Genomic DNA, 19,853 nt, shown 5'->3' with positions numbered 1-19,853 from the left:
CAGGCTACTGGGGAGTAGGCACTCTCACCAGCCCAGCCGCGCTGGGGAGCTCCAGCCTGGCATCTGCTGGATCGATGTCCTCCGGGTTGTGCGTCACCAAGACCACCGTGACGTTCCGCAAACCCCGGCGAAGGGTGGCCATCATTTCACGAGCGGCAGCAGCGTCCAGGTGCGCCGTAGGCTCATCCAGCAACAGCACCCGCGCGCCGGTCAGGAGTGTCCTGGCCATGGCGAGGCGCTGCCGCTCACCACCGCTGAGGAATGCCCCGGCTGATCCAATATGCGTGTCGAGCCCGTCGGGCAAAGTCTCCACCAACACGTCAAGCCCCACGTCGCGCAGGGCCTCATGCATTTCCTGTTCGTTGGGCTTCTTCCCTGCGGGCCTCGCCAGGAGGAGATTGCCCCGGATGGTGGAGTCGAAAAGGTGGGCTTCCTGCGGGCACCACGCCGCCGTCCCCGTGAGCAGGGCCCTGCCTTCCTTCACGGGAAGGAAGCCAAGGAGGACGGAAAGCAGCGTCGATTTGCCGGCTCCCGACGGGCCAGTGACTGCCAGCCATCGCCCCGGCGCTGCCTCAGCGGTAACCCTTGAGAACACCGTGGGGCCACCGGGCCATGCAGCCGCAATTCCGTTCAACTCCAGCCCCGCCTTGCCATCGCGGTCAGGCAAAGGGTGCGTACCGGCGTCGTGATCTGCGTTGTCCGCATCGGCGGAGGCGGACAACGCCCCGGTAGCTGCTACGCGACCCAGGATGTCTGCGAGAGCAGGGCCTTGGCGGACGGCGGAAACGGTTGCGGAAAAAGGCTCCACGAGGGCCAGTTGCATGAGTACGATCACGGCAACCAAGGCAGGAGCGGCGGAGCCATCCTGAACGGATTCAGCGCCCAGGAGCGCCGCCCACAGGGCGGCGAGCGAGCAGGCGAGGACGGTGACGGCCTGGCCGAGACCTTCGGCCCAGGCAGAACGTTGCGCCGAAACAGTAGCGGCACGGTCCTTGTCGCTGAGTGCGGTCAGGATGCGTCCGGCCACGTCGTTGGCGGTTAGTTCGGCGCGGGCATCGAGGGCGGCCGCAACACCGCGGAGCACCACCGAGCGCAGCTGTTGCTCTGCCTTGGCAGCGTTCCGGTCAGCAAGTACGGCAAGGAGCGGCGCAACAATGAGTCCCACCAAGGTGGCAGAGGCAACGGCGGGCACGGCAACGGGCAACACCATGGCAGTTGCAGTGATGGCCGCAGCGCCTACGCCCAAGGCAGTTAACGGAGGGAGGGCGACCCTTGGGAGGAGGTCCCTGAGTGTGTCAACGTCGTCCACGATCGAGCCCAGGACGTTGCCGCCCTGCAAAAGCCGGCGAAGTGAGAGTGCACGGCGGCTCAGCGTGGCCCAGAGCGCCCCGCGCAGGCGTGTCATCGCAGCAAAGATGGCGTCGTGGGTCAGGAGCCGCTCGCAGTAGCGAAGGACGGCCCTGCCGATGCCGAAGAAACGCACACCAACGATCGCTCCCAAGAGGTAGAGGATGGGTGGCTGTTCGCTGGCCCGGATGATGAGCCAGCCGGACAGGCCGGAAAGGGCAACTGCGAAGAGTGCGGCGAGGACTCCGACCACGCCCGCCGCGGCGAACTTGGCCTGGACCGGCCGGAGGACCAGCGCGAGGCGTTGCACGTTGGGAAGCCATCCCTGGTTCACGGATGTGTGGAGGGCCGCGTTCTGCGCTTCCGGATTGGGTGCGTTCGCCCCGGCTTTGACAGCAAGGGCGGACTGGTAGGCGGGGGTTGAAACGACGGTGGCGGTAGAGGCAGCACTTGGTTCCGCCACGGCGGCGGGCCGCTTCGCTGCAGGTAAGTGCTCCACCCGGACTACATGGTTGGCGAGCGCCCTGGTGCCGGAGTCGTGTGCTATCAGGAGTACGGTGGCAGAGCCTCGAAGGGACGTGATGGCCGAGCGGACAACGCTGGCTGAGTAGTGGTCCAAATGTGCGGTGGGCTCGTCCAGGAGCAGCACGGTGGCACCGGACTCGAGCCGGGCCAGACCCCGCGCAAGAGCCACACGGCGCAACTCCCCCGGGCTGAGCTCGGCAGGGTGCTTGGCGGCGAGGTGGTCAGCCGAGACTCTCCGCAGGATGTTGACTACAGTATCCGCTGTCCCTTCCCCGCCAAGGTACAGCTCCATTTCCTCCTGCACGGTGTCGGCCACCATCACAGGGTGTTGCGGTACCCAGGCCACGGTACCCGTTGATACGCCAGTTACGGTGCCGGTCACGGATGCGCCGGGGCCAGGCCCGATAAGGCCCGCCAGGACACCCAGGATTGTGCTTTTTCCGGCGCCGCTCTCTCCGTCCAGCGCCGTAACGGAGCCTGCCGGGGCGGTAAAGCCCAAACGTTCGACGGCGGGTGCGGACCGTCCGGTGTAGGTCACCGTGAGGCCTGCGACCACAATGTCAGCCAGCCCGGCCCGGTAGGCCTGGTTCTCGGTAAGTAGCTCGGTATCGGTAAGACGATGGTGCGTGGGCGCCTTCAATACGGTGTTGGCAGTTTCCAAGGCTGCCCTGCCGTCATCGCTGGCATGGTGGGCGGTACCGAGTTCACGCAGGGGCAAGTAGCAGTCAGGAGCAAGGATCAGTGCCAGAAGCCCGGCTTCCAGGGCCATGTCTCCGGCAACCAGCCGCACGCCGATGAAGACCGCTACGACAGCCACCGAGATGGTTGCTATGAGTTCCAGGGCAAGGGCGGAGAGGAATGCCGTCCGGAGCGTGACCATGGTTCGGCTGCGGTATTGCTCGGAAATGTCCTCAAGTGCTGCGCGTTGCTCGCTGGCCCGTCCCAAACCCACCAGCACAGGCAGGCCTTTGGCAAGTTCAAGGATGTGCCCGGACAATCTGCGCAGCGTGGTTTGGGCGTCCCTGACGCTATCTTCCGTGTGGCGGCCTATCAGGATCATGAACAGCGGCACCAAGGGAACGGTCAATACGATGACCACGGCGCTTACCCAGTCGGCAAACAGTATCCGGGCACCGATGAGCAGCGGAACGGTGGCGCAGTTCACCAGGGCCGGCAGGTATTGGGTGTAGTAGTCATCCAGTGCGTCCAGGCCCCGTGTGGCGAGGATAGCCAGCCCGCCGTCGTTCGTGCCCTCAACCGCCGTTGTACCGCCCTCGGCCAGTGAGCGTTTGAGGAGCTGCGCCCGCAGTTCCTCCTTGACCCCCAGCGCGGCACGCCGCGACGCAACGCCCTGGCCCCAGACAGCCAGGGACCGCAGCACCGCGCCGACGGCGCCCCACACCAGCCCGCTGGCCCAATCGGACGGACTTCCGGCCAACCCGGCCAGCGCACCCGCCACAGCCTGCGCCATGAGAACCAGCGAAAGTGCCTTGAGGGCTGAGAGCAGGCCTATTCCGTAGAGGGCGGATCGAGTGGCCGGGCCGGAGGGGAACACGGGCTTCATGGCGCGGCTATGCTCCCGGGTTGGAAGGGCCGGTGTTTTCCTTGGCAACCAGCACCTTGGCGGCGATGGCCGGAAGGAAACCGTGGGCTTGGGGAATGTGCGCTGCGCTGACACGGCGCCGGAACACCCAGTATGTCCAGGCCTGGTAGGCGATAACCAAGGGAAGGCCGACCGCCGCCACGATGCTCATCAGGCCCAGCGTGTAGTCGGAGGAGGAAGCATTGGAAATAGTCAGGCTGAACGCGGGATCCATGGTTGAGGGGATAACCACCGGGAACGCGGCCCCGAAGATCGATGCCGTGGCGCACAGCACGAAAGCTCCGATCGCGGCGAACGCCCGGCCCTCGGAACCGTTGCGGGCCCACTGCCATGCCAAAACAACTGCCGCGACTCCTGCCACCACAATGACCCAGGTCCAGGCTTTGCCGCTCAGGAACTGCACTGCGACCATCCAGGCGAGCATGGGCAGGACGGCAACCGGCACCAGCCGCACAAACCAGCGGCGGGCACGCAGCCGCACCTCGCCGTCGGTCTTCAACGCCAGGAAGGCCAGGGCATGAACCAAGGCGAACGCGACAACACCGAAACCGCCCAGGAGTGCGTAACCGCTGAACCAGGCGAACGGTCCACCGCTTCGGTCCCCGTTGGCGTCCAGCGGCAGCCCCGTGGTGGTGAGCGCCAGCGCTGCGCCGATGCCAAAGGCGGCCACGAAGGATCCAACAGCGATTGCCCAGTCCCACGTGGTGCGCCAGCGTTCAGTGTCCACCTTGCCCCGGTATTCGAAGGCGACTGCCCTGAAGATCAACGCCACCAGGACGCACAGGAGCGGTAGGTAGAGCGCCGAGAACAAGGAGGCGTACCAGAGGGGGAAAGCTGCGAACGTGGCTCCGGCTGCTGTGAGAAGCCAAACCTCGTTGCCGTCCCAGACAGGGCCGATGGTATTGAGCAGTACGCGCCTGTCCGTGTTGTTACGCGCAAACAGCTTCATGAGCATGCCAACCCCGAGGTCAAAGCCCTCAAGGAAGAGATAGCCGGTCCACAGCACTGCGATGGCCACGAACCAGATGGTTGGCAACAATTCCATTGTCTATTCCTCTGTTTCTAGTAGGCGAACGCCAGGACGTCGTCGGCTTTGTCGGGGCCGGGTGCGCCGTCGTCGTTCTTGTCGCGGGGCTGCTTCTCCTGGCCGTGCGCAAGTTCGGGCATGGCTGAGGCAACACCACCACGGACGTACTTGACCAGGAGCTTGACTTCCACCACCAGCAGGACGGCGTAGATTGCGGTCAGGACAACCAGGGAGGTCATGAGCTCGCCGGCACTGACACCGGGTGAAACGGCAGCGGCGGTGAACATGAAGACCTGGTCAATGCCGTTCATGTCAGGGTTTGGGGCTACGACGAAGGGTTGCCTGCCCATCTCCGTGAAGATCCAGCCGGCGGCGTTGGCCCCGAACGGTGCCAGGATTCCGAAGACGGCAAGGCGCATGAGCCACTTTGACCCAGGGACGACGCCCTTGCGGGTGACCCACAGGGCTATCAACGCGGCCAAGGCGGCGACGCCCCCGAAGCCGATCATCATCCGGAAGCCCCAGTAGGTGACCTCCATGACGGGCACGTACTGGATTTCCTGGCCGGCGCGGTCGCCGTACAGCGGGTTGTCCGGCAAGTGCGTGCCGTACTTCTCCTTGTACTCCCCAAGCAGGCTGTTCACGCCCTTCACCTCGGTGGTGAAGTCGCCCTTGGCGAGGAAGGAAAGGATCCCGGGCACTTCGATGACCGCCACGATGTCGTCGCAGTTCTTGGCACCCAGGTTGCCGACGCTCAGTACGGAAAAACCGGTGCCATCGTGGCACGCTGCCTCCGCTGCAGCCATTTTCATGGGCTGCTGTTCGAACATGAGCTTGCCTTGCAGGTCTCCCGTGAGGGCGGTGCCGGCAAAGGAGATCATCGCCACCACGGCGCCGATCCGGAGGGAACGCATCCATACGGTGTAGTCGCCCTTGTCGCGGCCCGGGATGTCGGCCTCGCCTGCGACCAGCCGGCCGTCCGCGCCAACCACGTCAATGCCGTCATGGCGGCGGCGCCACAGGTGATACCAGGCGATGCCGAGCAGGAAGGCGCCGGCAACACCAAGGGCACCGAAGAGGGTGTGCGGCACGGCAACCAATGCAGTGTTGTTGGTGAAGACCGCCCAGGCGTCCGTCATGACGGGCCGGCCGTCCACCATCTCAACGCCCACCGGGTGCTGCATCCACGAATTGGCCACGATGATGAAGTAGGCGGAGAAGACAGAACCAATCACGGCAATCCATAGGCATGCCAGGTGGACACCGCGCTTCAGTTGCTTCCAGCCAAAGATCCAAAGCCCAAGGAAGGTGGACTCGACGAAGAAGGCGAGGAGGGCTTCGAGGGCAAGCGGTGCACCAAAGACATCGCCAACGAACCGGCTGTATTCGCTCCAGGCCATGCCGAATTGGAATTCCTGAACGATGCCGGTTGCCACACCAATGATGAAGTTGATGAGGAAGAGCTTGCCCCAGAACTTGGTCATCCGGAGATACTCCGGCTTTCCCGTGCGGTACCACAGGGTCTGGATCACGGCCACCACCAGGCCGAGGCCGATAGTAAGGGGAACCATCATGAAGTGGTAGACGGTGGTGATCCCGAATTGCCAGCGTGCGATTTCCAAGGCGTCCATGGCTGTCCTTTGTCCGGCGGCCCGAAGTGCGGTGTACTTACTTCTACATTGTGTAGAAATCTATTCTTCTACACAGTGTAGAACAAATAGCCCAGCCACATGCCCATTCTTCAAGTGGCGTTACGCACCTGCAAGGGTGAATCGGCATCCGCGGCGCGCCGATAGTTCTACCTCACGTAGAATGAAGGGCTGAAAAGCGGTAGATTTATTGTGGAATGTTGGATCATCGCTCCCGGGTTGCGGCTTATGCCACCGGGACGCGGAAGGTAGGGACGTATTGATGGCGAGTCTTGGGGAACTGGAACGGGCAGTGATGGACCTGCTCTGGGCGGGCCAAGAGGCTGCAACTGCCAACACTCTGCGTGATCTTCTCGCGCAGGACTCCGAAGCCGGCGACGGCACAGCAGGACACCAGGGCAAAGACCTGGCAGTGACCACAGTCCTGACCGTGCTCTCCAGGCTGGAGAAGAAGGGCTTGGTGGAACGCGAACGCGGAACCCGGCCGCACCGTTACCAGGCTGTTTCGAGCCGCGCTGACCACACTGCGGAACTGATGCACGAAGTCCTTGGCTCGGCTCCCGACCGCGAAGCGGTCCTGGCCCGCTTCATTGGCTCCGTCTCCGAAAGTGAAGCCGCTACCCTGCGCAAACTGCTCGGCTACAATTAGCCAGTATGTTCTGGACCTCATACTTCCTGGCGGTCCTGGCATTGATACTGGCGTGGCCGGTACCCGTTCTTCTCTCGCGGGCGCAATGGCCTGCCCGGTCCCCTTTCACGGCCATGGTCCTGTGGCAGGCGATTGCCCTCGCGGGTGGTTTGTCCATGATCGGCGCCATGCTCGTCTACGGACTGGAACCGATCGGCGACAACCTGATCGCGGGGCTCAGGAGCCTGGCGGGAATGGTTTTCAACAACGAGCCAACCACCGCGCTTGGCTTCTGGCACCTTTTTGCCCTCTCCGCGGCCGCACTCCTGACGGCGCACTTGGTGTTCACGCTGCTTTTGACTTACTACAAGATTGAACGGCAACGCAGGCGACACCGCGAACTGCTCACGCTTCTGGCATCGCCCTCCGACGACGGCCCTGGCACCGTAGTGATCAACCACGACTCCCCTGTGGCTTACTGCCTGCCCGGCGGCGCACGTTCGGTGACAGTCTTGTCCGACGGCCTCATGGCTGCACTGGAACCTGCAGAACTGCGGGCGGTGCTCATCCATGAAAACGCCCACCTGTCGCAGCGTCACGATCTCCTGCTCTGGGCGTTCGCTGCATGGCGGCAGGCACTCCCCTGGTTCCCCACCACACGGCTTGCTCAAACAGCCGTGAACTCCCTGATCGAAATGCTGGCGGACGACGTCGCGCTCAGGACCGAAAGCAAAGGCACGCTGATCAAGGCCATCGCCATAGTCTCCAGCGGGTCCTCAACGCCAGAGCCGGGCGGCCATTCACTCAGCCCGCGGGCGCTCAGCGGCGGGGGCGCCGTCGTCGAGGGCGGCAGCATCAGCGCCACCGGCGGGGCAGATTCACCGCGCACGACGGCGTCACGCGTCAGCCGCCTGCTCTCACCACAGCCCCCACTCGCCACCGCTCTTCGCGCCCTGGTCCTGGCCACCTCAGCCTTGCTCCTCGCCGTGCCCACAGGGCTCCTCATTGTCCCCGGGTTGCTCGGCTAGAATCCCTTGGCTTGGCTAAGGCCGAAAGCTGCCCGTGGAACGTGCTGATCCTTAGGGAAGAGTGGCGTCATAGACCAAGGACGAATACTCCTCCAAAGCGGTCACGCAGCGAGCCAGGCGCTCTGAAGCTTCACTGGCTTGCGGGAGTCGTAATACATCCCTGGATTTCAACCCGCGATACCAACGCCGCAAGCGCTCCAGGCTCTGTTCTTCCTCCTCCAGCTCTGCGAATGTGAACTTCTTCCGCGAAATCTCCTTGGCTATCTCCTGCTCAAACTTCGCGCAATCCGCCATGAATTCCGCCCACTCCTCGGCGCGGGCCGTCTCGAACGCCGCCCGGAAGGTGTCCGCGCCATCTCGAGGCGAAGCATCTATCAAGGTCCACTTGCCCTCGCTTTTGGCAACAAGGGAACGGGCCTTGGCCAGGCCGGCGTCAAAAGCGGGGTGGGCCGGAACCAGCCATGTTCCGGGGGACAACGGAACCGCCCCCGTCCGCCGAAGCTCCCGCCACACGGCAACACGGTGCTTGGAGGGTTGCGATGGCACGTGGACCAGGATCAGCAACCATCCCAATTCGTCATCAGTCACAAGATTGAATGTAGCAGCTGTTACATTGAGAAGCGTGAACGACCACAAGTCACGCTTGAGTGCAGACATCTCCCCGAGCCGCCGATGGCCCCTCTATGCGGCCGGCTTCACCACCGCATTTGGAGCCCACGCAGTAGCCGCCGGACTTGGCGCCGAAAGCGCGGACATCGGCTTGAGCCTGCTTGGCCTGGGCATCCTGTTGGCCCTGTACGACATCGCGGAAATCTTCCTCAAACCGGTGTTTGGGGCTGTCAGCGACCGCATCGGGCCCAAACCGGTGATCATCGGAGGGCTCCTTGCCTTCTCCGGTGCGTCCCTGATCGGACTGTGGGCCGATGAACCGTTCATGCTGGCCGCAGCGCGTCTTGGCCAAGGCATGGCTGCCTCGGCATTCTCGCCGGCATCTTCTGCCGGCGTTGCCAGACTGGCAGGCAAACACACCGGGCGCTACTTTGGCCGTTACGGCTCATGGAAAGGTCTTGGCTACGCGATCGGTCCCCTTTTGGGAGCTGTCGCGATCATCGCAGGCGGATTCAGCCTGCTCTTCCTCATCCTCTCCTTGTTGGGCTTGGCAGTAGCCGTCTGGGCGGCCATTTCGGTGCCGCGACTGGCTCCCCTGCCCCGGCCCAGGTACACCATCGTTGATGTCTGGAAGCAAAGTACCGAGCGATCATTCCTTGGACCTACCGTGGTGCTGGCTGCGTCGACCGGCGCCTTGGGCGCGGCAGTGGGCTTCCTCCCTGCGCTGGCGGCAAGGGAAGGGATGGGCACCGCCGGCAGTGTCGCCGTCGTTACGGTATTGGCCGTGGCGTCATCCCTCGTCCAGCCAAGGATCGGACGATTGCGGGATCGCGGAGTCCTGGCAGACCGGCCCGGCATGGTGGCCGGTTTGCTGGCCATAGTCCTTGGCGTACTCATCGCGGGCCTTCTTCCCGCGGCATTGGCCATGGACGGCGCCGTTTCCATCTATCGCGCCGTGCCGATCTACTGTGCTGCCATTTTTATCGGCTTGGGAATTGGCGTTGCCACCCCACTGGCCTTCGCGCACCTGGCCGATGCGACTCCCGCCGAACGCCTCGGCCGCACGATGGGTTCAGCTGAACTTGGCCGGGAGCTTGGCGACGCCGGCGGGCCATTGTTGGTGGGCGGGGTTGCCGTAGCGGCGGGTCTCCCGTGGGGGCCCTGGGAGCACTGGCCCTGGCCGTAGGAGCAGCGGCCTTTGCTGCACCAGCTTCCGCGGCTTCCGGCTCCGTCACGAAGCCAGGCCGGAAACCGCGGGTCTGAACGCTATTACGCAGTCTCCTAGGCGTCGATGCGTTCCCGGTCCAGGGTCGCTGCCCCTGCGATGATGAATTCCTTGCGGGGCGCGACGTCCGAGCCCATGAGGAGATCGAAAACCTCTTCGGCACGCTGGGCGCTGTCGATGCCGACCTTCCGAAGGGTACGGTGACGCGGGTCCATGGTGGTCTCGGCGAGCTGCTGTGCATCCATTTCGCCCAGGCCCTTGTAACGCTGGATGGGCTCCTTGTAGCGCTTGCCTTCCTTGGCCAGGTTGGCCAGGAGAACATGCAATTCTGCCTCGGAGTACGTATAGATCATCTCGTTGGCCTTCTGCCCCGGGTTGATGACCTCCACGCGGTGCAGGGGCGGAACTGCCGCGAACACCCGGCCCGCCTCGACCATGGGCCGCATGTAGCGGAAGAAGAGCGTCAGCAGCAGCGTGCGGATGTGCGCGCCGTCGACGTCGGCATCTGTCATCAGGATGACCTTGCCGTAACGCGCCGCATCGAGGTCGAAACTCCGGCCTGAGCCTGCGCCGACAACCTGGATGAGTGCAGCACATTCTGCGTTGGAGAGCATGTCCCCTACCGACGCCTTCTGGACATTAAGGATCTTGCCCCGGATAGGAAGCAGGGCCTGGAAATCCGAAGACCGGGCCAGCTTGGCGGTACCGAGGGCGGAATCACCCTCAACGATGAAGAGCTCGGATCGCGCCACATCATCAGTACGGCAGTCGGCAAGCTTGGTGGGCATCGAGGAGGTTTCCAGTGCGTTCTTCCGGCGCTGGGTCTCCTTGTGCACCCTGGCCGAAATGCGCGACTTCATCTCCGCAACGATCTTTTCCAGCAACAACGCCGACTGCGCTTTGTCATTGCGGTTGGCCGAGGACAACCTGCTGGAAATTTCCTGCTCGACCACCTTTGCGACGATGGCGCGAACAGCGGACGTGCCAAGGATTTCCTTGGTCTGGCCTTCGAACTGTGGCTCGGCCAAGCGGACGGTGAGCACAGCGGTCAGGCCGGCCAGGACGTCGTCTTTCTCGATTTTGTCGTTGCCTGCCTTCAGCTTCCTGGCATTAGTTTCCACGGCCTTGCGGAAGGTTTTCAGCAGGGCTGCCTCGAAGCCCGCCTGGTGCGTGCCACCCTTGGGCGTGGCGATGATGTTGACGAAGCTGCGCATCGTGGTCTCGTAACCGATCCCCCAGCGCAAGGCGATATCGACTTCGCAATCGCGTTCAACTTCGGCGATCTTGCTGTGCCCGTTTTCGTCCAGGACCGGGACGGTTTCCTTGAACTTCCCAGAACCGTGGAGACGCCACACGTCGGTGACTCCGGAGTCGGCCGCGAGGAACTCCACGAATTCCGAAATACCGCCGTCGTGGTGGAAGACTTCCTCGTGCACACCGTTCTCGCCAGGGGTGCCCGCGAGCTTGCGCTCGTCGCGGACAGTGATCTTCAACCCGGGGACCAGGAACGACGTCTGGCGTGCGCGCGAGGCGAGGTCATCGTAAGAGAATCTGGCGTCCGGCGTGAAGATCTGGCGGTCGGCCCAGTAACGCACCCTGGTGCCGGTGACCCCGCGTTTGGCCTTGCCAACCACGTCCAATACAGAGTCTTCAACGAAAGGCTCGAAGGGCGCGTTGGGGCTGGGCTTGGCGCCGGCATCAATGAAACGTCCCGGCTCGCCACGGCGGAAGGACATCTGGTACGTCTTGCTGCCGCGGTCGACCTGGACATCCAGCCGGCTGGACAGCGCGTTGACCACGGAGGCGCCCACACCATGGAGGCCACCGGAGGCGGTGTAAGAACCGCCGCCGAACTTGCCGCCTGCGTGCAGCTTCGTGAAGACAACCTCGACGCCGGAAAGTCCCGTCTTCGGTTCGACGTCAACAGGGATGCCCCTGCCGTCGTCATGGATTTCGACCGAATTATCCGCATGCAGGATGACTTTGATGTCATGGCCGAAGCCCGCCAGTGCCTCATCAACAGCGTTGTCGATGATCTCCCACAGGCAGTGCATAAGGCCACGGGAGTCGGTGGAACCGATGTACATGCCCGGGCGCTTGCGAACGGCCTCCAGGCCCTCCAGGACAGATAGATGCCGGGCGTTGTATTCAGAACTCGGTGCCACTCGCGGTGTGCTCCTTCGGGGTATATCTCAAGGCAAACACTGCCCATCTTAGGCTAGTCGCGGTCCCCCATCGGCACCGGTTGCCACTCCCGGAAACCGGCATTCTACTTCGTTACGTTACGCACATGTGATACGCGGACAGCGAAAGTGATCCATCCTTGCCATGGTTCTGCTCCGAATACTGGTTATATGGATGTACAGAACTACTAAGGAGGCCGACATGACAACAGCAGTTGCAGACCGCACACTGAACGCAGCTGACCGATGCGATCGTTGCGGGGCTCAAGCATATGTCCGCGTTGTACTCGAGTCCTCCGGCGGTGAGCTGCTGTTTTGCGGCCACCACGCACGCGCAGTTGAGGCCACGCTCCGGCCCCTGACCTCCGACTGGCACGACGAGACCGAGCGCCTCAACGAGAAGGCACCCGTCCCGGTCGATTAGACAGGACTGGCGGTAAGGCCGGACACTATCCAGCCACATCACTTCGAGCAAGAACAGGGCTCCTCCCATCCGGGAGGGGCCCTGTTTCGTTTGAAGCCATTGATCCGCATTAGTGACAAAGTGCCCGAAACAGCATTGGCCCGGTCGGATACTCCGACCGGGCCAATACCGTTGTCAGTGGACCTCTTTAGTCCACCAGGACCTCTTTTTAGTCCAGGTAGTCCCGCAGGACCTGCGAGCGGGACGGGTGCCGCAGCTTGGACATGGTCTTGGATTCGATCTGGCGGATGCGCTCACGGGTAACGCCGTAGACCTTGCCGATTTCGTCTAAAGTCTTAGGCTGGCCATCGGTCAAGCCAAAGCGCATTGCTACGACTCCGGCCTCACGCTCGGACAGGGTGTCCAGAACCGAGTGCAACTGCTCCTGGAGGAGCGTAAAGCTCACGGCATCAGCCGGGACAACAGCTTCAGAGTCCTCGATGAGGTCACCGAACTCGGAGTCGCCATCCTCTCCCAGCGGCGTGTGGAGCGAAATCGGTTCACGGCCGTACTTCTGGACCTCCACGACCTTCTCAGGCGTCATGTCCAGCTCCAGCGCCAATTCTTCCGGCGTAGGTTCACGGCCCAGGTCCTGAAGCATCTGCCGCTGGACACGGGCGAGCTTGTTGATGACTTCCACCATGTGCACCGGGATGCGGATGGTGCGGGGCCCTGGTCAGCCATGGCGCGTGTAATGGCCTGGCGGATCCACCACGTTGCGTACGTGGAGAATTTGAAGCCCTTGGTGTAGTCGAACTTCTCCACGGCGCGGATGAGGCCCAGGTTGCCTTCCTGGATGAGGTCCAGGAAGAGCATGCCACGGCCGGTGTAGCGTTTGGCCAAGGAAACAACGAGGCGAAGGTTGGCTTCGAGCAGGTGGTTCTTGGCCCGCTTGCCATCGTGGATAACGAATTCAAGTTCACGCTTGAGCTTCGGGTCCATGGAACCGTCGTCGGCGTTGATCTTTTCTTCGGCAAACAGGCCGGCTTCGATGCGAAGCGCCAGATCGACTTCCTGTTCAGCATTCAGCAGGGCGACCTTACCGATTTGCTTCAGGTAGTCCTTTACGGGGTCAGCCGTGGCACCGGCCGACATGACCTGCTGGACAGGGGCGTCGTCGTCATCGGCGTCCGAGTAGACGAATCCGGATCCGGAGGGCGCTGCCTTGTCCTTGCCGGTTCCGGCGCCGTCCTCGACATCGTCGTCTCCGACTTCAACTTCCTCAGCTGCTGCGGGATCGAAATCTTCGTCCTCGACAACCACTTCTTCGGCGTCGGCCTCGGGGTCTGAAGACTGGTTCGCGGCTTCGGCCGCGGCCTTGGCGCCGGGCTTGGGTCCACGCTTCTTTGGTGCCGGCTTGTCAGAGGTGTCCTCTGAGGCCTTGGTGGCAACACGTGTCGCCGCACGCTTTGCCGAAGTGGCCGCCTTGTTTTCCTCAGCGGACAGTTCGGCCTGGGCGGCGGGTTCCTTCTCGACGGAAGACGGGGTCACAGAAAACCTTTCTAGCGGCGGTCTGTGGAATCACCATGCGGGCAACACCACTATGACCCTGTCAAGTCCGCGATCAATTTCAAATGCGATCGCCGTCTGCAGAGTCACTATGTACAACTGCCAACGACACCGTAATGTTCCCGGATTCCGGGCTCATTACAGGCATTCAAACGCGGACCCAACCGGGTCTCGGCATCCATTGTCTCACGGTTTTATGAATCCCACGCTTGATGAAGCGTAATGGCTACCGAAGGGATCCTTTGTAGGTTCCCCATGCGGACTCTGGACGGCTTGCCCAAGCGCAGATGCTTCCTTGCCCGAGAACCTCGTCCAGCAATTCGGCGAGCCTGTAGCCAGGGCTGGCCGAATTGGCGCGCGTCAGGCAGGCGTGTGCGACGGATCCACTGCCCTTGCACCAGGCAATCCAGCCTTGCAGGGTCAAGGCAGCAGCAGCTACGTCCCCCATTTCTCCCTGGACACACAAGTACGACAGGACGCGGTGCAGGGCATCAAGCTGCCCCCAGTCAGGAACAGCTGGTTCAACACCTAGAAGGACGTCTGCGTAAGCAAAGATGCTGAGCACCCCTTTTGCTTCATAGGCCTTGCCAGCCCCTTCCCGGGTGTCCGTCGGCGGCAATGCCAGCTCTCCGGCGTCGAAAGGAAGTGGGTCGGAATCATCGTTCCTGCTGCATAATCCGAACGCTGCTGCCCCGGCCTTCGCGGAACCGATGCCAGCAGCCGCCATGATCATTACGGCGTCCCGCCATCCGGGGACGCCGAGGGTCGACCTGAGGAAACCCGCGAGTTGCGGGGTTGGCAAATCTGCCGGTTCACTGTCGGGATGGATCCGGGCGTCATCCAGCACCTGGCTCCACACCTCCAGTACGGCATCAAGGCATTTCCCACTTCGCCAGGACGTCCTCATGCGCTGTGCAAAATCCGATTCGGCTTCCGACACTGCGGGGTCCAGGGCACCGGGACGTCCGGGAACGGGTGGATTTTGCCTGCTCCTCGGAGAAGCCCCGATGGTGCTGCCTCGATAGACCATCTCTGCACTGAGCCGGCTGTTCCTGATGCGTTCTATCGGCAGGCCCGGCACCGGGCAGCACTCCTGGTCGGCGCAGAATGCGCCGCGCCAATACTCAGGACCAACCAACCACGCATCCCGGACAGGCAAATCAGCGTGGTCAAGTGTTTCGTGAAGTTCAGCCAGCAGCGGGAGTGTTCTGTGGACAACCATGCCGTCGTCCCAACCGTCGTCGGTGTAAAGGGCAAGCACCACGCCGTCGGCAAGGGTGTCCGACGCCAGGTAACGACGTACATGCTCCGCAAAGGCAGCAAGCACGCGGCCCGAAGCCCGGGCCGGCAGGTCGACGCGGAGAGCGGCCCCGAGCGTATTCCCCTGCATCGTGATAGCCACAAGGCTGTCCTCGGGCCAATAGCCCAACAAATGCGGGATGTAACCCAGGATGTCCTCTGGTTGATGGATGCTCAGCGTCTCTTTGGTGGTCATGGTTCAAGCTTGGGCAACGCCAATGGTTGAAAACAGGGACCATCACGCTTATGTGGATAAAGGTGGCCACATCCGGGCAAACACAAAGCTGCCCCGTACCGTAGTTTGGTCCTTGCCGTTATGCCTTGTTTCCTTCATCCGGCTGTGCACGGGCGGCACGCCGGCGCTCAATCCTTTCGCGGCGCTGCCGGGCCAGGGTTGCAGCCAACGGGGGCACATGGACGCCCTGCTCGGCCATCTGCAAGCGCACCTTCCGGCGGGTCAGCATAATGAGGACCGTCCCGATGCCCAGCAGGACAAACTGGACGCTGAGGGCTACACGGAAGGGATCAAGGCCGTACAAATCCCCGCCTGAGAATCCGCTCGCGTTCAGGACGTCCAGGACCAGGCCAATGAGGTAGATCGCCACCAAGGCAGCGATGAACCCACCCACGTTGACGATCCCTGTCGCGGTACCAATACGGTGGGAAGGATTGAAGGTCCGCGCGAAGTCGAAGCCAATCATGGAGCCCGGGCCGCCAACTGCCAACACCACCACCAGGATCACGAGGAGCCACAGCGGCGCCCGGTCAGGAAGGATGAGGACTGCCGCCCAAGCCAGCGCAGTGGACGCCGTGATCAGCAGGACCATAGCTGAGCGGCGCATTGGGTGTTTGGAGACGAACCGCCCAAATCCAGGCCCCGAGACGATGGCGGTTGCTACGAACAAAGCCATCAAAGCTGAGACCGTTCCCGCATCAAGTCCCTGGGCGGAGAGAAGGAACGGATAACCCCATGTCATCGCAAAGAGGTTGCCACTGAACTGGACGGTGAAATGGCTCCACAAGCCAAGCCGGGTGCCTGGCTGCTTCCAAGCGCGGGAAAGGGAAACTCCGGTAGCCCGAAGACCCTGCCCGGTTTCCCGCGGCGGATGACCGGGAGGCTGGTCCCGCAACAGCACGAGGACCAGGATGACAGCCAGCACGGACATCGCCGCAAGTGACATGAATGCCGGCGTCCAGCCGGCAGAGTGTAGAAGCAAGGCGAAAGGCACCACGCTGAAGAGCTGGCCCAACTGCCCGCACATTCCGGTCAGCTGGGTAACCACGGGGACCCTGGCCGGACTGAACCACAAGGGAACCAGACGGATGACGGAGATGAATGTCATAGCGTCCCCGGCTCCCACAAGGACACGCCCCAAAACACCTCCAGGGATGCTGTCGGCGAAAGCGAGCTGCAATTGCCCCAGTCCCATCAGGATGGCACCGCCGGCAATCATGACCCGTGATCCAAACCTGTCCACCAGGACGCCTACCGGAATTTGCAAGCCGGCGTAGACAAGCAACTGCAATACGGTGAAAAAGGAGATGGCCGAAGCACTGGCATGGAAGCGTTCTGTTGCTTCCAAACCCGCGACACCAAATGAGGTTCGCTGTGCTACGGCCACCAGATAGGCAAAGACGCCGATCGTCCAGATGAGCCAGGCGCGGGGAGCAGTCACTCCTCAATTATGCCCGCCAACGGTTCAAAGCTGATTTATTGAGGCGAGTCTTTACGCGCCAGGTATGCCTCCACTGCCGCCCCGATGTCCTCCGCGTTGGGCAGTTCGTCGTTCTCATCGGCGAGCAGCGAACGCCGGACGATGCCCTCGGATTTCTCGTCGTACCGGGCCTCCAGGTTGGCGACGACAGCCTGCACTTCCTCCGAGGCTTCAATCTGTTCCGCAATCTGGCGGCCTACTTCCCTGCCGGCCTCCCGGAGCCGGTCAGTGGGAAGCATCAGGGAGGTTGCCGCCCCGAGGTACTCCAGCCCCGCCACCGCCGCTGGAGGATATTCGGCCTCGGCGAGGTAGTGGGGCACGTGAATGACGTAACCAGCCACATGGCGTTCGGCCTCGGTGAGCCGGAGTTCGAGGATATGGCCAATGGCGGCCGGAACTTCGACCGTTGGCTTCCAACTCGAAATGCCTTCGATAAGTTCGGGCCGGTTGCCGTGGACGGTGACTCCCACTGGCCGCGTATGCGGTACGGGCATGGGAATGGAATGAATCCACGTGACCAGGTTGACGTCGAGCTTCTCCACGATTCCGACGACGGCACGGGAGAACCGCTCCCACTGCAAGTCGGGTTCGAAACCGGCGAGCAGGAGGAACGGTTGGCCCAGCCCGTCGGCGAGCTTGTAGAGCGCCAGCTTGGGTGCCTGATAGTCCTGCAAATGGTCTTCGACGAAGCTGATGTGGGGACGCCGCGAGCGGTAGTCGATGAGCTGGTCGGCGTCGAACATGGCTACCACTTCAGCGTCGAGCTGGTCCAGGAGTTCCGCGTTGATCTGCCTGACCACATGACCGGCATCGGCAAAGCCCGTGAAACCCATGACCATATTCAGCCCCCGCAGTTCCGGGCTGTGGAATATCTCGATGTTGCTCGCGTAGAGCGCCTCGGGGTCCAGGAGGGAGCCGGATATCCGTTCAAACACGGCATGTTCCTTTCGCAGTGGCAAAGTTCGGTGCCCCCATGCGCCACTGGTCATGGCGTCGCTGACTCCATGAATGTGGTGTGGGGACTCTGTGTCTCTTTGTACAACGCTGCACCTCCAGTAGGCATTCCTGCCCTTGGTGTGCCGCAGCTCTCATTTAATTGCTGTCAGCAGCCTGCGAGAGACTACGATCGAAACGGGCCGACGTCCTTTGCGACGCTGGACCTGAAGACCAAGGCCGCCGTCGGTACAGGACGTCGGGCGCGTACCGGGGCAGGCCCGCCAAACATGCGGCCCCGCCATGCAATGCAGAGAGAAGTGAGGAAACATCCTCGTGGTCAAGACTACTGACATCATCCTCGGCGTCATCGCCAAGGACCTGAAAAAGTCACCCAGCGACGCACTTGTGATCGGAGTTGCCCAGGGCTCGGACGGGCCAGTGCTGCTGGAGAACCCGCTGAGTGCCAAGGCCGCCGAATCCGTGCAGGGATCACTGAAACTCCTTGGAGTTTCGGGTGCCCCCGACCAATCGCACCGCCTTCCGGGTCTGCCGGAAACGGGCTCGGGGATCCTGGTCCTGGCAGGTGTGGGCAAATTGTCCGAGGACGGCACTATCCCGGAAGAAGCGCTGCGCCGGGCGGCAGGGTCCGCGGTCAGGCAACTTGCCGGAGTCCCCTCAGCTACCTTGGCGTTCCCGACGGCGTCCGTCACGGACGTCGCAGCAGTCGCCGAAGGTGCCGCCATGGGCGCCTATTCCTACACCGAACACCGTTCCAGCAAGGACGGGCTCAAGGACCCGGTTGCCAAGGTTCTGATCTTCACCGGCGTTGACGCCAAAACTGCCCAACCTGCACTTGACCGGGCATCAGTACTGGGCAGGGCCGTCAACGCAACGCGTACGCTCGTGAACCAGCCGCCCAGCCATCTGTACCCCGAGTCGTTCGCCGAATCTGCCAAGGAACTCGCAAAGGGTCTTCCCGTAAAGGTGACCGTCTGGGACGAAAAGCGCCTGGAAAAGGAAGGCTTCGGCGGCATCCTCGGCGTTGGAAAGGGTTCAACCCGCCAGCCACGCCTGGTCAAGGTCGAATACGCTCCGGCGAAGGCCACCCGGAAGATCGCGCTCGTTGGCAAGGGCATTACCTTCGACACCGGCGGTATCTCCATCAAGCCCGCCCTCGGCATGGGTGACATGAAGAGCGATATGGCCGGCGCCGCCGTCGTTCTTAATACGGTCCTTGCGATCGCCTCGCTCGGCCTGCCCATCAAGGCGACCGCGTGGCTCTGCATTGCGGAGAACATGCCCTCCGGCGCCGCCCAGCGGCCCGCCGATGTCCTCACCGTTTATGGCGGAAAGACAGTCGAAGTCCTGAACACCGATGCCGAGGGCCGCTTGGTCATGGCCGATGGCCTGGTGGCCGCGAGCCTGGAAATGCCGGACGCAATCATCGACGTCGCAACACTCACAGGTGCCCAGCTCATCGCGCTCGGATTGCGCACGGCAGGAGTGATGGGTTCCGATTCCGTGACATCAGCGTTGAAGTCCGCCGCTGACAGGGCAGGCGAGCTTGTCTGGCCGATGCCGCTGCCCGAGGAACTGCGCCCCAGCCTGGACTCCCAGGTCGCGGACCTTGCCAACATCGGCGAACGTAACGGCGGAATGATGACGGGCCGCCGTCTTCCTGCGTGAATTCGTGGGTAAGAACGGCGACGGCCAGCAGATCCCCTGGGCCCACGTCGATATTGCCGGCCCATCGTTCAACAACGGCAGCCCCTACGGGTACACCCCGAAACAAGGAACCGGATGCACAGTCCGTACCTTGGTGGCCTACGCAGAGGATCTGTTGGCAGCCTCCGCGTAAGCAACCCACTCCACTGCGGTTAAGACGGACAGTGCGGGTAGGGCGGATGGGTCCGCGCTACCCGCACAACCCCGGAATTATGCGGTGTGTAGCGCTGTGTCACAAGTGAACGTGAGTCTGGACACAAGCGCTCCACAAACGCCCGTGGAGGGTGGAGCATGGGTAGGTGGTTCGCTAAGGTGAACTCGATAGTCACAAATGCAAGAGAACTTAGGTGCTGGCATAATCACGGCAGAACAAGTTCCAAAG

The 19,853-nt window shown here is 62.7% G+C and carries 11 protein-coding genes and 3 pseudogenes; 5 read left to right on the top strand and 9 right to left on the bottom strand.

Annotated elements, in window-relative coordinates; all coding sequences use genetic code 11:
- Positions 1–4 precede the first annotated feature (4 nt).
- From cydD to LDP01_RS00655, 3 genes are read right to left on the bottom strand one after another with little or no spacing between them, the layout of a single operon-like run.
- The gene (gene cydD / locus LDP01_RS00665) at positions 5–3,436 is read right to left on the bottom strand and encodes a thiol reductant ABC exporter subunit CydD (protein ID WP_224089603.1); all 3,432 of its coding nucleotides are present in this window, start codon (positions 3,434–3,436) and stop codon (positions 5–7) included.
- A 7-nt stretch (positions 3,437–3,443) separates the two neighbouring features.
- Positions 3,444–4,520 carry a cytochrome d ubiquinol oxidase subunit II gene (gene cydB, locus LDP01_RS00660; protein ID WP_224089601.1) on the bottom strand — a complete coding sequence of 359 codons (1,077 nt, stop codon included), beginning with the start codon at positions 4,518–4,520 and terminating at the stop codon, positions 3,444–3,446.
- A gap of 17 nt (positions 4,521–4,537) precedes the next feature.
- Entirely contained in the window at positions 4,538–6,133 is a 1,596-nt protein-coding gene (locus LDP01_RS00655; protein WP_224089599.1) for a cytochrome ubiquinol oxidase subunit I, read from the bottom strand.
- A gap of 280 nt (positions 6,134–6,413) precedes the next feature.
- On the opposite strand from LDP01_RS00655, the gene LDP01_RS00650 reads away from it, so the two are divergent.
- Together LDP01_RS00650 and LDP01_RS00645 are read left to right on the top strand one after the other, a co-directional pair.
- Positions 6,414–6,800: a BlaI/MecI/CopY family transcriptional regulator gene (locus LDP01_RS00650; RefSeq protein WP_189016115.1), complete on the top strand. Its 387-nt coding sequence runs from the start codon at positions 6,414–6,416 to the stop codon at positions 6,798–6,800.
- Between the two features lie 5 nt (positions 6,801–6,805).
- Positions 6,806–7,807, top strand: coding sequence for a M56 family metallopeptidase (locus LDP01_RS00645; RefSeq protein WP_224089597.1), 1,002 nt, complete (start codon positions 6,806–6,808; stop codon positions 7,805–7,807).
- A 51-nt stretch (positions 7,808–7,858) separates the two neighbouring features.
- Here LDP01_RS00645 and LDP01_RS00640 read toward each other — a convergent pair whose 3' ends face one another.
- On the bottom strand, positions 7,859–8,395 hold the full coding sequence (locus LDP01_RS00640; protein WP_224089595.1) for a Chromate resistance protein ChrB: 537 nt from the start codon (positions 8,393–8,395) through the stop codon (positions 7,859–7,861).
- Between the two features lie 34 nt (positions 8,396–8,429).
- Here LDP01_RS00640 and LDP01_RS00635 point away from each other — a divergent pair.
- Positions 8,430–9,679 (top strand): annotated as a pseudogene (locus tag LDP01_RS00635) (MFS transporter).
- A gap of 18 nt (positions 9,680–9,697) precedes the next feature.
- Here the strand turns inward: LDP01_RS00635 and LDP01_RS00630 are convergent.
- Positions 9,698–11,806 carry a DNA gyrase/topoisomerase IV subunit B gene (locus LDP01_RS00630; RefSeq protein ID WP_224089593.1) on the bottom strand — a complete coding sequence of 703 codons (2,109 nt, stop codon included), beginning with the start codon at positions 11,804–11,806 and terminating at the stop codon, positions 9,698–9,700.
- 220 nt (positions 11,807–12,026) lie between these two features.
- Here LDP01_RS00630 and LDP01_RS00625 point away from each other — a divergent pair, with 220 nt between their 5' ends.
- On the top strand, positions 12,027–12,248 hold the full coding sequence (locus LDP01_RS00625) for a DUF7455 domain-containing protein (protein ID WP_021473125.1): 222 nt from the start codon (positions 12,027–12,029) through the stop codon (positions 12,246–12,248).
- 208 nt (positions 12,249–12,456) lie between these two features.
- Here the strand turns inward: LDP01_RS00625 and LDP01_RS00620 are convergent.
- The 4 genes and pseudogenes from LDP01_RS00620 to LDP01_RS00605 all read right to left on the bottom strand — a co-directional run bounded on the left by LDP01_RS00620 (position 12,457) and on the right by LDP01_RS00605 (position 17,745).
- Positions 12,457–13,778 (bottom strand): annotated as a pseudogene (locus LDP01_RS00620) (RNA polymerase sigma factor).
- A 244-nt stretch (positions 13,779–14,022) separates the two neighbouring features.
- Complete coding sequence (locus tag LDP01_RS00615) at positions 14,023–15,291, bottom strand: DUF4192 domain-containing protein (RefSeq protein ID WP_224089591.1); 1,269 nt, start codon at positions 15,289–15,291, stop codon at positions 14,023–14,025.
- Positions 15,292–15,409: 118 nt separating this feature from the next.
- Complete coding sequence (locus tag LDP01_RS00610) at positions 15,410–16,771, bottom strand: MFS transporter (RefSeq protein ID WP_224089590.1); 1,362 nt, start codon at positions 16,769–16,771, stop codon at positions 15,410–15,412.
- Between the two features lie 35 nt (positions 16,772–16,806).
- Positions 16,807–17,745 (bottom strand): proteasome assembly chaperone family protein, encoded by a 939-nt coding sequence (locus LDP01_RS00605; protein ID WP_224089589.1) that lies wholly within the window; start codon positions 17,743–17,745, stop codon positions 16,807–16,809.
- Positions 17,746–18,079: 334 nt separating this feature from the next.
- Between LDP01_RS00605 and LDP01_RS00600 the strand changes: the two are divergent.
- Positions 18,080–19,604 (top strand): annotated as a pseudogene (locus LDP01_RS00600) (leucyl aminopeptidase).
- The last annotated feature ends 249 nt before the right edge of the window (positions 19,605–19,853 follow it).

Source organism: Arthrobacter sp. StoSoilB13 (assembly GCF_019977255.1).
Classification (GTDB): domain Bacteria; phylum Actinomycetota; class Actinomycetes; order Actinomycetales; family Micrococcaceae; genus Arthrobacter.
The sequence above is the reverse complement of the archived record's forward strand: the minus strand, read 5'-3'. Positions and strand labels throughout refer to the sequence as shown.